This window comes from Stieleria varia (genome assembly GCF_038443385.1).
Lineage (GTDB): Bacteria > Planctomycetota > Planctomycetia > Pirellulales > Pirellulaceae > Stieleria > Stieleria varia.
The window spans coordinates 4,743,402-4,759,265 of sequence record NZ_CP151726.1 but is presented as its reverse complement, the minus strand read 5'-3'; the positions used below and the strand labels follow the sequence as shown (position 1 = coordinate 4,759,265).

The window sequence follows — 15,864 nt, the reverse complement described above, 5'->3', positions numbered from 1 at the left end:
CTATCGAGCGGTGCAAAAGTGCAGGCTCAAGTTTATTCCATCGAATGCCGATTGGGCGAGAGGCCTTTTCAGCGGTTCCACCACCATTGCTCACCGGTCTTTTGATCGCCGGTCTTTTTGGCCATCGCGATGCTGTGGGTTTCCGCCACGGCGGCTTCGTTCTCCACGGAGCCGGCGACGATCTCAAAAGCGTTGACACTGACGCCACCCGAGGCGGTGACCACCCAGCCTGCTCGACCCTTCACAAAGCTGCATTCAGGAGCGATCGTCCGCGGAGGATCGTAGGCGATCGGCTCCAAGGCTTTGCCGTCACGCAGAACGCTCAATTCCATTCCTGCTTTGCTTTCCAGGTTTTCTTGGACGATCAAGGTGGCGACGACGGTGAGGTCCATCAGGTTACGCATGTCGCCAAAGATCGGTAGTTCACGAGCCAGCTCGGTGTACTTTTCCGTCATCTTTTCTGCCCACTGGGTCGCCAGCTTGTCTTTGCGACCCGAGCCCGTGGCTGTCCCGTCGGCGGCGATCACGTCTTGCTCGGTCAGCGTCTTGATTCCTTGACCGGACAATTTCCAAGCGGTACCCGCTGCGTTGCGGGACAGGCTTTCGTAATTACATTCCATCCACCAGCGTGGGTTTTGCCCGGCGGAATGTGCTGCGTTGCGAGACATGGCGATGTAGCTGGGCATGCCTTTGACCGGGGCATCGACCAAGCCCATTGCTAGACGCTTCATTTCGTAGTCGGCTGCGACCATGGTGCACGCGTAGCGACTGTCGGCGGGGATGCCGTGCAACTCAATGGTTTGCGGCCCGTAGGCTTGTTTCATGGATTCTTCGAAAACAGCCGGGTTTTGAACCGGTCGTTGTTTGATCCGTGCGATCAATTGATGCAGCCGCTGGCGACCTTCCGCGGTCGGCTCGATCGAGCAACTGATGCCGCCGTGGCGAGCCGTTTCGACGCTGCGGATGGCGACAACAAGATCTTCCAGGTGCAGGATCGCGGCACCGGTTTTGGTTCCAACGATCGATCCATCGGCGGCGACGGTCCACGGTTCTGCGGGACCGGCGATGACCAGGTCGTTCGTCTTCTCATCAACAAAGACGTACTCGACTCGCGTCAGACCGGCCAAATACTGAATGGACTCAGGCAGACGACCGCCCTTTTGGCGAACATCCGTGATCGCATTTTGCAGTCCCGAGAGCGAAACCATCCGCAGATCGGTTGCTTTGTCCAAGTCACCTCGAGCGCCAGCGACGCCGGCTCGCATCAAGTTGACAAATTCCTGCTGTTCCTCAACCGTCGCCGTTCGCACCACACCAGCGGTATCGATCATGACACCCCCGACGTTGCGACCACCGCCGCCGCCATTGAAACCGGCATCCAGTGACGCTGCCACCAAGAAACCTGCGAACGTCAGGGCGACGACAGAACGTGTTAAACGAGCAATGCCCAATTCCATCGAATGGATCTCCGAAAGCTTCGACGCCGGTTTCACCGACCTCCCCAGGTCAGATCAGACGGTCAGTATCAGTGGCGTCGAAAGGATTTTTGCAAAAGGGTGTAAGACCGAACGGTCGGAAAAGTGATCGAGGCGGTATCCGGACCGGTGCTGCATTCTGCAGCTCCAAGTCATAGAATATCACTTGGCGGAACGTTTCATGATCGCAATTCCCGCGATAAATGTCGGTTCCGACGAAGTTTAGAATAGTTGCGCCCCCAGTCGGTCGCAACAGAAGACTCATCCTGCGGACGATTCAGATGCCGGTCCTCGACACAATCGTGACAACCGTCCCGCGCGAACCCTGACGGCGCGACCAATACCGCTGCGGTCAGAGAACGTCAGCGGTGGGCCGATCAACCAGGCCCCCCAACAGAGTTTCCGGCAGAGTTTCGCCCGCTCCGATGCTTTTCTCAATCACCAAGGCTCCGTGAATCTTGACTCCCAGCCCCAAAGAATCCTCGGAGCTCGCTAGCGGTATCACGCCGCCCACCGAGCCCGCCAACGCCAGCCCTCCCGATAACGCTGCGGCCAGTACCACAAAGAACGCCTATTTGGTTCTGCGGTCCGCCGGACGCTGGAGCGACGTCTTCCGGCTTTCTCCACCCGGTGACGCCATCATCGGTCGTTCATCGGCCAGCCAAATCGTGGTCCGCAGCGAAAAAGCCAGCCGGCGTCACGCACGCATCCACTGGTCCGGCGACTCATGGCGGATCGAGGATCTGGGCAGCCGAAACGGAACCATCGTCGACAGTGCCACGATCACGGGCGACGCTCCGCTGAAAGATGGCAGCACCATCGAAATCGCTGGATTTTCCATCCAATTTGTCCGCACGATCGAAGGTGCCGGCACGGGAAAACCTGTCGCGGGCGAGAGCAGCCAAGCGACCGACGATCAGTTGACGATGGAAATGGACCCCAGCGCGATCACGGATCGACGCTCACGAAGTCAATATCTTTATGGACCGCCCGTCACGGTCAGTGGGTCGGCGGCGTCCGCTCAAGTGGTCGCACACGGCAAATTGTTGCAACTGGCATTCGAGCTGGCACGCGCCGAAGACGTCAACGAAGCGATCGAGATCGTTTTGGATCGTCTGACGGAAAATTTGCAAATTTCCACCGCCGCTGCGTACTTGATGCACGCCCCACCGTCGGCAACCAAGTCCGCTGCTGCCGATGCGAATGATTCACCGACCCTGACGGCCACTCGGCAAAACGGAGCCAAGAGCTATCGTCGGCCGCCGGAATCACTCATCTCCAGCGTCAGCAGCGACGGCGGCGAAGCCGTCTTGGCAAGAAATGTGATGGGCGATCGCTCGCTGGCCACCGAAAACAGCCACGGCGAAGTCGACGCGGAGAGCCTGATCTTGGCCCCCGTTCGCGATCGAGATGGCGTCCTGCGTGGACTGCTGCACCTGACCTCCGACGGGGGAACGCCGCTGCTGCGTCCAGAAGACCTGGAGTTTGTGCTGGCGGTCGCTGAAATCTTGGCTGAACTACTTTCCGGCCTCCAAATACGCACCCGGTTGGATCGCTCCCTAAAACAGACCAAACGCCAGCTGCGACAACTGCAAGAACAACTCACCGACAAAGTCCGAATCGTGGGCAAGAGTGAGCCGGTGCAGAAAGTGATCGAGTCGATCGCGTTGGCCGCCCCGACATCCGCGACCGTTTTGGTTCGCGGCGAGTCCGGGGTCGGCAAAGAACTGGTGGCCGCCGCGATCCATCATGGCAGCCAGCGACGTGGCGGTCCGTTGGTCTGCATGAACTGCGCCGCACTGTCGCCTTCGTTACTGGAAAGCGAGTTGTTCGGACACGAGAAAGGTGCCTTCACCGGAGCAACGGACCGCAAACAAGGCAAGTTCGAAGCGGCCGATGGAGGAACGTTGATGCTGGACGAAATCGGTGAGATGGACGCCGAGATTCAGGCAAAGTTTCTGCGTGTCTTGGAAGGCCATCCGTTCGAACGCGTGGGCGGTCACGTGCCCATCCAAGTCGACGTGCGAGTGGTTGCAGCGACCAACCGTGACTTGCGAGCGATGGTCGCCGAAGGAACATTTCGACAAGACCTGTATTACCGTTTGCACGTCGTCGAAATCGTTGTCCCGCCGCTACGACAACGTGGCCAAGACATCTTGTTGTTGGCCAACCACTTTTTGAAACAGTTCAACTTGCAGATGGGCCGCAAGATCGAGTCGATCACGCCCGAAGCCGCCAAGCTGCTGTTGTCGTACTCCTGGCCCGGAAACATCCGCGAGCTGAAAAACGTGATCGAACGCGCCGTCGTGCTCAATACGAGGAACTCGATTGACGTGCATGACTTGGTATTGCTGCCAGCAATGTCGGAAGGCCAAACCAACGTGTTTCCCAATCAACCGGAGCAGATCGAAATCACGATCGCCGAACTGGAGCGACAACATATCGATCGTGTCTTGCAGTACACGGAAGGCAACAAGAGCCGGGCGTCTTCGATACTCGGCATCGAACGCAGCACCCTGGATCGTAAACTGAAGCGATATGGCGAGTCGTCTTAGCCGACAATTGTCGTTCGACTTTCCAAGTCGAAAACGAACACGACCATCCGCTTTGATCCGCGACTTACAGCGTCACCTCCCCCAAGGAACTTGGGGGAGGTCGAGCAGAGCCCTTGAGGCGAATGCGAGGGTGGGGGGCCTGTCTGCGCAAGAAACCATTTGGCGATGGCTAAACGCTTGCCAGGGCACGCTATCGACTTGGAAAGTCGAGCGACAATTGTCGAGCGACTTTGGCTCATCTCTAAGCCTCAAGACGGGTTCCAACACCCCGGCAAAAAAGATCTCACACGCGACCCCCGCGAGATGGTATCCTGGTCAGGTTCGCTGCGTCCGGTTCGCTGGGCGTCCCCACCAACACGACTCAGCGGACACCCACCTATCCCGCCTGAAATGCACCGCAGAGATGAACCGCCGTGCACCCTGCCTCCCGCCCCCTCATCGTTGCCGCCATCGCACTGGCTGTGAGTCTGCACTCCCGGTCCGCGCTGAGCGACAGCCCCAACCCACGTGACGTCGCGTTTTTTGAAACACGGATCCGTCCGGTGTTGGTGCAACACTGCTACGAATGCCACTCGCAGAACGCCAAAGAACTAGGCGGCAGTCTCTTGCTGGATGACGTCGCAGCAATGAAAGACGGCGGCCAGTCCGGGCCGATGATCGACCAGGACGATCCGAACCAGAGTTTGATCTTGCAAGCTCTGAGGTACGAAGACATTGAGATGCCGCCCGAAGCTCCATTGCCCGAGGCCGTCATCGCGGACTTTGAAAAATGGATCCAACGTGGCGCGGTCGTCCCGCAAACCAGTCCAAAATCCGGCGACGAAACCGACAACAAGTCTGACGCCAACGACACCGAAACACTTTGGTCGTTGAAACCCGTCACCCATCCAGCCATCCCCGAAGTTCAACAGGCCGACTGGCCACGCGACCCGATCGACCGATTCGTGTTGGCTCAACTTGAGTCTGCTGGCATTACGCCCACCAGTGACGCCGAACCCGCAAAACTTGCCCGACGACTTCACATCGACCTGATCGGTTTGGAGCCTTCGGTCCAGCAGTACGATGAATTCATCCGCGACTATCAACGTGACGGTGACGCAGCGACGGCACGGCTTGTCGATCGACTGCTTGCCAGTCCACGATTCGGTGAACGCTGGGGGCGACATTGGCTGGACGTTGCACGCTACGGAGAGTCCAACGGCAACGATGGTTTGGGACGCAACCCGACGTTTCCTCACGCATGGCGTTATCGCAATTATGTCATCGACTCCATCAACGATGACACGCCGTACGATCAATTCTTGAGGGAACAGATCGCCGGTGACCTGATGCCGAGTGACTCACCTGATCAACGTGATCGCCAGTTGATTGCGACGGGTTTTTTAGCGATGACCGCTAAACCGGCCAAAGCCATGAACGATGACTTTGACATGGACATCGTCGCCGATCAAATCGATGTCGTCGGCAGCGGTGTGATGGGGCTCAGTGTCGCTTGCGCACGTTGCCATGACCACAAATTCGATCCGGTCTCGATGAAAGACTATTACGCATTGGCGGGCGTCTTCACGAGTACCGAATCAATGTGGGGCGTCGCCGGACACGAAAAACTGACCGCGCCGCCGACCGATCTGCATGTTTTGACTGCGGCTCCCAAAGTCCTGCCACCGGAGGATTTTGTCGAAACCGTCATCGTCTTGGATTCCGCAACGGGAATCCCCAAAGCGATTCCGAAATCAAAATGGGCCCCAGGAACGCCGCTCGCGATGGGCGTCCGAGATCGCAAAGAGCCCGCCGACTGCAAGCTGAATATCCAAGGCAGCTCCAAGAAACTCGGCGAACCCGTTCCTCGTGGTTTCTTACCGGCATGCAAAGTCTGCAGCGAAGACGAAGGCGATGCAGAACCAGACTTCGTCGTCCCTCCTGGTCAAAGCGGTCGGTTGCAACTGGCACAATGGCTGACGCACCCTCAGCACCCGCTGACCGCGCGCGTGATGGTCAATCGCATTTGGATGCACCTGTTCGGCAATGGACTCGTGCGCACCCCCAATGATTTCGGTGTTTATGGCCAGCGACCATCCCATCCGGAACTGCTGGATCACTTGTCCAGCCGATTCGTCCGCGATGGATGGTCGATTAAGCGACTGGTGCGGGCGATCGCGCTGAGCCGGATTTATCAGTTGAGCTCGTCTGCTTCTGACGACTTGATCCAAGCCGACGAGGAAAACTTCTTACTCTCAAGACATTCGCGTCGACGCCTCGATGCCGAAACACTGCGAGATTCGATGTTGCAAGCCAGCGGACAATTGCACCTTATTGCCTCGCCCGGATCGATCGTTCAGCACCGTGACATCCTGGTCAATTTGGCCGGCAACCTGCACCAACCAACTCCGCAACGTAGCGTCTATCTGTGCTATCTGCGTAGCTCGCCGCCTCCGTCACTGGCCCCGTTCGACTTGCCCGATTTCACCGAAGTCGTCGCTCAACGCGATGACAGCACGGTGCCCGGCCAAGCCTTGTACTTATTGAACAGCTCCGTCGTCGTCGAGAATGCCACGCGGCTGGCGGAACGGGCGTTGGCTGAGCAAGTATCGTCCGCTGGCTCTTCGGTCGAGCAACGGATTCGGTTTGTCTTTCGCCAAGCCTTGCGTCGCGAGCCGAGTACTTCGGAAACCGACGACGCAACCCAATTCTTGCGTGACATGATCGATCAACTAGGCGACCCCTTGGCCGCTTGGTCTAGTGTTGCTCAAGGCTTGATGATCAGCAACGAGTTTCGTTATGTGGATTGACCCCATGCAGTTTTCAGGAGCATGCCGATGAGCATCGATCGACGAGCGTTGTTGGCCGGAACGTCGTGCGGGTTTGGATACCTTGCTCTGCAAGCGTTGTGTCACCAACAAGCCTTCGCGGCCACGGCGACCGCATCCGGCTTGTCCGCCAAGCGACCGCCGATCGCCCCGCGAGCCAAGCGAGTGATCTTTTTGTGCATGAGCGGCGGGCCTGCGCAGATGGACACGTTTGACCACAAACCGCAAACGACCAGCAAAGGACACCCGGGCAGCGTCTTTGCGTTCGATCGACACGGCGAAAGCGGATTGCCGATCTCAGAACTGCTGCCCGAAACAGCGCGTCACGCGGACCAGTTGTGTGTCATCAATGGAATGCATGCCGACACGGGAATTCACGCTCAGTCTTTTTTGCAGTTGCATACCGGCGAACGGTTGCGAAAACGTCCCAGCTTGGGATCTTGGATCAGCTACGGGCTGGGCACCGAAAACCAGAATTTACCGGGTTTCATCAGTCTCAATACATCCAAGAGTTCCGTTTACTCCAGCGAGTTTCTGCCGTCGATTCACAACGGTACGCCAATCGGTGTCAACGGCGAGAACATGTCCACGGCCACGATCAACAACATCGAGAGTGATCACTTGCCGATGGACGCCAAACGCAGACAACTGGATTGGGTTCAGTCACTCAATCGCCAGCATGTTTCCTCGCGTGCGGTCGACCATCAACTCAACGGCGTGATCGAATCGATGGAACTGGGATTTCGTATGCAAGCCGAATCGCCGGATCTGTTGGACATCCGCGACGAAACAGAAAACACTCTACGACGATATCGAGTCGGCAAACAGACCGAACAAGTCGGCACGTGCAAAGTGACCGACTTCGGCCGCCAGTGTTTGCTCGCGCGACGTTTCTCCGAAGCCGGTGTGCGGTTTGTCGAAGTCAACCATGGAAGCTGGGATCAGCACAAGAACCATCGTCGCGACTTGAGGGCCAATTGCGAAGCGACGGACGCGCCGATCGCCGCACTGCTGGATGATTTGCGACAACGCGGGCTGCTGGAAGACACCTTGGTGATCTGGGGCGGCGAGTTCGGGCGTCCAGGGTTGAACCCCAACGACAAGAAAGACGAAACGGGGCACAACGCAAACGGATTCACATTTTGGCTTGCCGGAGGCGGTGTCAAAGGAGGCTACGTACACGGCAAGACGGATGCCACCGGAGCACGTGCGGTGGAAGGCAAGGTTCATTTCCGCGACTTGCACGCCACGATCCTGCACCTATTGGGGCTGCCGCCCAACGATCTGCAATACTGGCACGCCGGTCGTCACCACCGCCTGACCGGCCCCGACGGCGGCAAAGTCGTCACCGACCTCTTCGCATAACCTCACGTAGTCGAGTCTCTCCGAGACTCGCAAGAATTCCGCATCTCGGAGAGACGCCGCTACGTGTAGCTCAGTCGACGCGGTGACTCGGACTCCAAGATCTCGATGCCTTCCGCAGGCGGCGGATCAAAGAGTTGATCACACAGCTCACAACGCTCCTGATCGACGCACCGGAGTTTTTCGCATCGTGGGCACGGCACCATGATCGGTTTGGGGACAATCGCGACAACGGCTAGACTCGTCCCCATTCCAAACAGTCCAGCGATCACGACCCACATCGTCCGTGCTCGAGTACTGAGACCACGCCCTCGCGTCAACCAAATCATCACGCCGATGGAAAGAGCCACGTGCAGCGACACCATGATCCAAAGTGAAGCGGGGATCGGCAGACGACCAACCTCGGACGTAAACAAAACGACCAACGCGTACACGCCCGCCGAAATGATGGGTGGAAATCCCCACGCAGCGACGGCGAACTCGCTTTCATTCCCGTTGTCGTTTTGCTCCGTCTGTACCGAAATGATTTCTTCTGTGTCAGCCAGTGGCACGATCTGGATGTTGTTGAGCAAGTCGTTTCGCAGCAGATAGTGATCGCCCTCGGTCGACCTCACAACTCGCAACGTCTCGTGCTTACCGATAGGTTCCACCGTGAAACGTTCCGCTTCCGAAATCACGATCTGAGGAATCGAAACGATACTCGTATCACGGATCACCTGATCATCATTTCTGGGCATCGAGTCATCAGGATTCAACGGTTTGACATCGTATCGAATCAAGCTTCCTTGGTTGATCGTCCAAAAAGATGCCGGGTGTTGATCGTTCTCAAAAATCATCCCAAGCCCTTCGACGGGATGATCCACCAACTCCCTTGCAACCACGTTCTCCAAATCAATCTGATAGACACCTCGGTCGTGAAAGATCACAGGGTTGGCTTCGTTGGAGTAACCGTTTTTCCAGTCACCACCCATGTAGAAGCCGAGCGATGGATTTTGAAATCCTCCGGTCACTTCATTCGGATGATGAAATGTACCCTCCGGCGTGACGATGCCAAGCAATTGGTCGGATGCACCATACGCCAATAGCTTTCCGCCGGATTGGATCAGCGTCGTGATTGCCCCTCGACGTGTGCGTGTTCCGAACTGGCCCAAAAACTCAAATTGTGCCAGAGAGTAATGATCGTGAGCCCAAGTCTGCATGGAGAGAGGCGTCGCATCGACCCAAGGCGATGTGTCCGACACCTCTTGAAACGCTTCGTCGGAATTGATCGGGCGTTTTGCGATCGCCTGTTGATTCCAGTTTTTGGCAGAGTATTTCTGCTCGACCTCCCACCATTGCCCGTCACGGTCCAAGACCACCTGATAGATCTTGCGATCGCGTTTCTCGCCAGGCAGCGACAGCAGCACAAAGACCACCACCACTCCGTACCCCATTACCGCTCCAAGCAGCAGCCCCAATGCAGATGGCAAATGACGCCGCTTTGGCGATGACGGTGGCGGCAAGAACGAAAGAGCCGTGAATGCGTGTCGCCCGGATGTTAAAACGATCAACGCGACCATCAGTACCGCAGCAAGCAGCAGCGTGATTGTGAACAATTCGGTTCCATGGATCCACTGAATCAGGCTTCCCACCACAAAGCCGAAAACCGTGCTGACAAACACCGCTGGCAGCAAACGAGTTCCCAGCCATCTCGCATCGCGATACACGATCCAGATCATTGTCGGGTGCATCAAGTACATCAACACACTCACCAGCAGTGCCGGCAGGACTTGCAATGCACTGACCGGCATGACCTCGATTCCGATCCACGCCAATCGGACTCCAAGCATCAGCAAGGGGATCACCGTGGCGATCAGGTACGCAACAAAACCGGCGCCGACCTTTCCCCAATAGATTTCAGAGGGCGTCGCGGTGCGGTGCAACAGATATCCGCGAGCATCCGCGCGCGAATCCGGCAACGATTGGTACAGCCCCAACGCGATCGCAAACAAGCCGCCTACCAACGCCACCGGTGCGACCAGTTGACTGTCCACCATGCTTGCCGCATACGAAGAGTCCGGCAGACTCATGAAGACAAACGCGGTGGTAAAGATGAAGCCGACCGGAGCAAGACGTATCACATCTCGCAGTTCTTTGACAAAGATTGCTTTCATCGTGTCACTCCACTCGCTACGTTTCCGTCTTGTGTCTTCATCGATACCAGTGATTGTGTGAAGAACGAACCGTCGGATCGTTCACGTGTCAGATAGGAAAGCACCGCATCGGCAAACGAGGATTCGGTTTGTTCCAGATCGACAAAGTTCAAACGTTTCAATGCCGCGCGGCTCTCGTCGTCTTCATCGGCCAGCGTTAGTTGCCATCGGTCGGCGAGTCGGCGAGCTTCCACCAACCCCGGTACGGCAGCCAATTGGTCGGCGTCGAGTCGTTCGCTGCGAGCCGCATACGTTGTGATCCGGGATCCAAAATCCTCCATCGTCGTATCGACTTTCAATCGACCTCCGATCATCACTGCAACGCGATCCGCAATCCGCTCCACGTCGTCCAGCAAATGAGTGCTGAGCAACACCGTGCGTTCTCCGTCCCCCGCATACTGCACCAGTGTTTCGTTCAACGCTCGACGACTGACCGGATCGAGCCCCAATGCGGGATCATCGAGCACCAGCAACTCAGGTCCCGGTGCCAACACCAACGCCAAAGCGACACCCGCCCGCTGGCCACGCGACAGGTTCGAGACCCGCGACTTGGGATCAATCGCAAAGTGACGAACCACGTCGTCGAATAACCGCGAATCCCACTGTTCATTGCCCGCCCGTTGAAACTGCTGACAATCGGAAACTCGCATTGAGCCATACAGATAGTGTCCCTCGACCAGATACCCGATCCGTGAACGAGTCTGCGGGGTCATCTCGGCCGCGTCCTGCCCCAACGTGATCGCTCTGCCACGAGTCGGCGACAACAATCCCATCAGCATTCGGATGGTGGTCGTCTTGCCAGCCCCATTCAGACCCAACAACGCGGTCACCTTGCCCACGGGGACATCAAAATCCAAGTCGCGAACAACGGGCTTGGAGCCGAAGTAACGCGTTAATCGTTTCAGTTCAATTGCCGGTTGATTCATGACTTTCCCAGTTTTTGAAAGTGCTTGCTGATCGCCCCAATGATCTCTTGCTCGCTGAAACCCAGCGAAAGCGCTTCGGCAACCATCGGCCCGACCGCTTCGTCCAGACGCCTCGTTCGCTCCGCCTTGGTGTAGATCTCGCGACGCTGGGCGACGAAGTATCCGCGACCCTGCTGGCTCTCCACCACGCCGTCGGCAACCAACGCGGCGTAGGCCTTTGCGATCGTGTTGGGATTGACCACCAACTCACCGGCCAAGGAGCGGACGGAGGGAAGCGGTTGCCCGATGGCGACCGCACCCGATCCGATCGCGGACCGAATCTGGTCCACGACCTGACGGTAAATGGGCACTTTGCTGCCGGTAATGACCTGGATTTGAAGCAATGGAAGACCTCACTACTGTACTGCGGACCCTAGTACAGTACAGGCCAGTGGGTGTCAGGTCAAGCAGATTCTGGAAAAAAAAGGATGTGCAATGGGAGGGAGCGCATCCTCAATAGATGGCGTAGTGGATTACGCCAGAAATCCGATCCGCAGGGGAAGTCTGGCGAATCCAATTACCAGGTGCGCTTGCAAACTTATCGTTGCTCCCAAGGGCAGACCGGAGCCGCGGATCAGTTCTTGTACTCCTGCTTTCGATCGTCGCCGCGTTTTTTCACATCCTCGATGATCTTCGCCTTGCTCTCCTTGAGTCGCTCGGGCCATTGGAATTTTGGCGACGCAGACGGATCGTAGCCCGCCATGTGTCCGGTCAATCGCGTGGCGGGTTTCGTGTAAACGAGCTGTGTATTGCCGAAGACTTCCTCGCAGATCGCAGCCAACCCGGGATCGTACTCCAGCAATTCTTTGCGTGTATCGACATGGTTGTGATCGTGATCGGGTTGGCGATTGTTGTCGAACCAGGACTGGACGCCTTCGGCAAAGTACTCCGCATGATTGGTCGATGCATACTTGCCCCGCCAAAGTCCCCGAGCCATCGCTTGTTCATAGGCTTGCTTCAAACGATCATCAAACGTCGGGTCTACATTCACCATGCCGCGGAGATGAATGTTGTGTGCGAACTCGTGGATCAAAATGTTCTCTGTCGAGTACGGATCACCGTCAAAGCCCAACACGTTTTCTTCGGCGCACGAGCAAACCGCATCGTCGCGTGATCCGCCAAGTCCACGAGCCCTGGCGTCCCAAAAATCCCGAGGCGTCAGATGGGAATGCTCTGGGATCTGGGTTGTGAACTCATCATGAGCCATCACGATCAGCCTGGAGCCGCTATCCACCATGGCTTTGCGAACGTCGGGACGCTGAGCAAGCATCATGTCGACGAGATAAGCGGCTTCCTTGAGAGCATAGTCGTTGACCTTGCCTGAACTGACGATCGGATACCCGCTCGCGTCGACGTACTTCGCGTAGAATGCGGGCAGATGCCAGTCAGCCGGCGGCTTCTCAACGCGGTACTCGGAGACCGCCGTCGCTGGCTCTGCAGAGCATGCATCGCTGATCGAGTGCCATCCGGCCAACAAGACCACGAGACAGTAGAATTTGAACCGGAATGAATCGTTAGTGAAGGACATCGCCAATGTGTGTCGGGGTCTAAGGAAGAAAAAAGGTGTTGATGAACGATGCGTTTGCTAGATTGTAACGAGAACCACCAACGATTATCGTCGCCTCCCCAAATCGCGGAATTGACGATCCAATCCAATTTGGAACTGCCGATTCGGCGTGAAATCGAAAGACGAAACGCAACCATGAGCGGCTTGTGTTCGGGTCACAGGTTTGAAACACGATGAGCGAGAATCCGTACGCACCGCCTAAGCTGGACGTAGATTTTCCCGAATTGGAGATACGAAATGCGAGACAACGTCTAAGGCTGCCCGCCACGATCATCCTGCTCTTGGCAAGCTTCCATGCCATGATTGATCTTACTGGCCTCCTGTCCGAAATAAATAGTCCCAGATCTGGAATGCAATTCATTGGCATGCCGGAGTATTCCATTCTCTTGACAGCTCACTTGCTTCAAATCGCCGGCTGCTTTTGCGTTCTCAGGCTCTCAAACTACCGCCTTGCTTACCGTGGTGCGATTCTCGCATGCATTCCTATACTTTCACCTCTGCTGGTCGTTGGGATCCCGTTTGGAGTTGTGTTGGTCACTAGGTTGCGACAGACAGAAAACGAATTGGCATTTGATCGCGACTGAGTGTTGAGTGGTACAGTGCTTCGGTGACTACGAAATCGCATTCCATATCCACACGCCGAGGCGGTAGCAGAGATACAGAGAACCGGCAAACAACACGCCCATCACCACCAGGATGCCGATCACCAAAGGCCAAACGCTGCCGGTGTGCTTGCCATCGTCGTAATACTCCCGCATCAATTTCGCATTGCGATAGTTTGCCTTGTAGTACAAGTCAAACAGATTGCCCAGCACGGGGATCGAGCCCACCAGGGTGTCCAACGCCACGTTGAATAGCATCCGGGCAACCAAGCGAGGGCTGGCACCGTGTCGCGCCATCGTGGCGATCAACACGCCAGAGAATCCCATGCTCAACGCGTCTCCGAATCCTGGAACCAATCCGAGAATGAAGTCGACGCCGTACCGTGTGTTGGTGCCGGGTATCCGGAACTTGGTGTCCAAAAGTCGACTCACTGAATCGACCCACGCCAATTCTGGTGAGGAGTCCCGCTGTGCCTGAGTCAAGAGATAAGGATCGCCTGCGTCAGACAACTCGGAGTCAATCGAATTCATCAACGTCTTTTCGTTCTTGGGCATTCCGAATGGCTCCTACGATTGGAGTGGGTTGTGGCGGGGCAATCTGCTTGCTCAGTATCGCTGTACTTCCGAATGCTGGGAACTCGCGGTATGAGTATTACTGAGATCGTGATCCTTCGACGCTCCAGAACTCAAAACCTCTAGAACTGAACGTCCGACGCGTTGCCCAGCAGGTAAACTTCACCTGACATCACTTTCATCGCAACCCCACCAGCAAGGACATCCGTTTGCGTGCCAAAATTCAACAGTTGCTCTACACAATCCGTGGCAGTTACTGGTTCCTGCCGGCACTGATGGCGTTGACGGCGATCATTGCCAGTCAATTCTTTGTCTGGTTGGATCGTGTCTACGGCGATGATTGGCTTCGCGATTTTTGGTGGGCAAGCTTGAATCAACCCGATGGCGCACGATCGCTCTTGGCAACCGTCGCCGGTTCCATGATCACCGTGACAGGCGTCACCTTCTCGTTGACAATCTTAGCGGTTTCGTATGCCACGTCGCACTTCGGACCGCGATTGCTGGACAATTTCATGAGGGATCGTGGAAACCAAATCACACTCGGTGTCTTTGTCGCGACGTTCCTGTACTGCCTGCTGGTCTTGCGGTCCGTGCGTACCGGTCAAACCTCGGACAACGCTCTCGAAACGGAAGTCTTTGTGCCGCAATTGGCAATCACCATCGCGATCGCGCTGACGCTCGCCAGTGTCGGGGTTCTCATCTTTTTCATCCATCACATCCCCGAAAGCATTTCCATCACACACGTGCTCAATGGCATCACCGAGATGATCGATGCCAAGACGGACGATTTCTTTCCGGAGCGAATCGGGTCCACCAAGAGCCAACCGATCGTCAGCGAGCCAGATTGGGGAAACGGCGTGGAAGTGAATTGCCGCACGCAGGGGTATCTTCAAGGAGTGGATGCGAAATCACTGATGAAGTTCGCGGTTGAAAACGAATTGGTCGTCAACTTGAAGGTTCGTCCCGGAGATCATCTCCTGGAAAACCAAGTCATTGCGATTGTCTGCCAGGCGGTGACGAAACCAACGGAACAGACGCCGGATGCGGACTTCTATGTGGATCATATCCATTCCACGCTCGCCATCGGTGATTCACGCACACCGACTCAAGATATCTTCTTTGCGATCAACCAGTTTGTCGAAATCGCCATCCGGGCATTGTCCCCGGGCGTGAACGATCCGTTTACCGCGATTCAATGTATCGACCGACTCGCCCAAGCGATGACGCGTATTTCTCAACGTCATTTGCCTTCGCGTTTTCGAGTCGACGACGACGACACACTGCGAATCGTGGCAGCGCAGCCGAATTGGGACCAGATCGTGCATGCCGCCTTCGGACAACTCGCACCTTACGCAGCTGCGGATGCCAATGTTTCTCGTCATCTGACCGGGACCATCGAGTCGTTGGTCAGCGTTTCGCAGTCCGCCGAACTGAATGATTCGCTCAGACGATTTCAGGCGACGTGGCAGGTCATGGTCAAAAAATCGGCATAGTGGTTCCCCTGCGACCAAGTCACCGACTTGTTTGACCCGTAGCCGAAGGCGCAGGAGGAATCGGCGTCAACGTTGCGGTGCAATCCGGTTGGTAGCGCCTCCTGCGCCTTCGGCTGCGGGTCAAACGGGGCCTCGTCTTTACCAGCACGACGCGCGAACGAGCGAACCGTCTTTTGGTTCTTCTATTCACTTGCGTGCGCTTCGTGCTGGTATTTTGCTTGAAATTCAACGTCCAACCGCCGGAGAACACATGTTTTCGGCACGAAGGTTGCA

The 15,864-nt window shown here is 56.5% G+C and carries 10 protein-coding genes; 4 read left to right on the top strand and 6 right to left on the bottom strand.

Features of this window, described 5'->3' with window-relative positions; genetic code table 11:
- Positions 1-68: 68 nt before the first annotated feature.
- Positions 69-1,457 (bottom strand): DUF1598 domain-containing protein, encoded by a 1,389-nt coding sequence (locus tag Pla52nx_RS16030; RefSeq protein ID WP_146522676.1) that lies wholly within the window; start codon positions 1,455-1,457, stop codon positions 69-71.
- A gap of 476 nt (positions 1,458-1,933) precedes the next feature.
- On the opposite strand from Pla52nx_RS16030, the gene Pla52nx_RS16025 reads away from it, so the two are divergent.
- The 3 genes from Pla52nx_RS16025 to Pla52nx_RS16015 all read left to right on the top strand — a co-directional run bounded on the left by Pla52nx_RS16025 (position 1,934) and on the right by Pla52nx_RS16015 (position 8,202).
- Positions 1,934-4,030, top strand: a complete 2,097-nt coding sequence (locus Pla52nx_RS16025) for a sigma 54-interacting transcriptional regulator (RefSeq protein ID WP_231742496.1) — start codon at positions 1,934-1,936, stop codon at positions 4,028-4,030.
- Positions 4,031-4,443: 413 nt separating this feature from the next.
- Positions 4,444-6,819 carry a PSD1 and planctomycete cytochrome C domain-containing protein gene (locus tag Pla52nx_RS16020; RefSeq protein WP_146522675.1) on the top strand — a complete coding sequence of 792 codons (2,376 nt, stop codon included), beginning with the start codon at positions 4,444-4,446 and terminating at the stop codon, positions 6,817-6,819.
- Positions 6,820-6,846: 27 nt separating this feature from the next.
- Positions 6,847-8,202 (top strand): DUF1501 domain-containing protein, encoded by a 1,356-nt coding sequence (locus tag Pla52nx_RS16015; protein WP_315855012.1) that lies wholly within the window; start codon positions 6,847-6,849, stop codon positions 8,200-8,202.
- A 59-nt stretch (positions 8,203-8,261) separates the two neighbouring features.
- On the opposite strand, the gene Pla52nx_RS16010 is transcribed toward Pla52nx_RS16015, so the two are convergent.
- From Pla52nx_RS16010 to Pla52nx_RS15990, 5 genes are all read right to left on the bottom strand, one after another.
- The gene (locus tag Pla52nx_RS16010) at positions 8,262-10,352 is read right to left on the bottom strand and encodes a hypothetical protein (RefSeq protein WP_146522673.1); all 2,091 of its coding nucleotides are present in this window, start codon (positions 10,350-10,352) and stop codon (positions 8,262-8,264) included.
- Positions 10,349-11,317: an ABC transporter ATP-binding protein gene (locus Pla52nx_RS16005; RefSeq protein WP_146522672.1), complete on the bottom strand. Its 969-nt coding sequence runs from the start codon at positions 11,315-11,317 to the stop codon at positions 10,349-10,351. Before Pla52nx_RS16005 ends, Pla52nx_RS16010 begins: the two co-directional genes overlap by 4 nt.
- Entirely contained in the window at positions 11,314-11,700 is a 387-nt protein-coding gene (locus tag Pla52nx_RS16000; protein WP_146522671.1) for a GntR family transcriptional regulator, read from the bottom strand. The genes Pla52nx_RS16005 and Pla52nx_RS16000 overlap by 4 nt, the downstream gene beginning before the upstream one ends.
- Positions 11,701-11,930: 230 nt before the next feature.
- Positions 11,931-12,884: a zinc-dependent peptidase gene (locus tag Pla52nx_RS15995; RefSeq protein WP_146522670.1), complete on the bottom strand. Its 954-nt coding sequence runs from the start codon at positions 12,882-12,884 to the stop codon at positions 11,931-11,933.
- A 650-nt stretch (positions 12,885-13,534) separates the two neighbouring features.
- On the bottom strand, positions 13,535-14,080 hold the full coding sequence (locus Pla52nx_RS15990; RefSeq protein ID WP_231742494.1) for a DUF4112 domain-containing protein: 546 nt from the start codon (positions 14,078-14,080) through the stop codon (positions 13,535-13,537).
- Positions 14,081-14,307: 227 nt separating this feature from the next.
- Here Pla52nx_RS15990 and Pla52nx_RS15985 point away from each other — a divergent pair, with 227 nt between their 5' ends.
- Positions 14,308-15,591 carry a DUF2254 domain-containing protein gene (locus Pla52nx_RS15985; protein ID WP_146522669.1) on the top strand — a complete coding sequence of 428 codons (1,284 nt, stop codon included), beginning with the start codon at positions 14,308-14,310 and terminating at the stop codon, positions 15,589-15,591.
- Positions 15,592-15,864 lie beyond the last annotated feature (273 nt).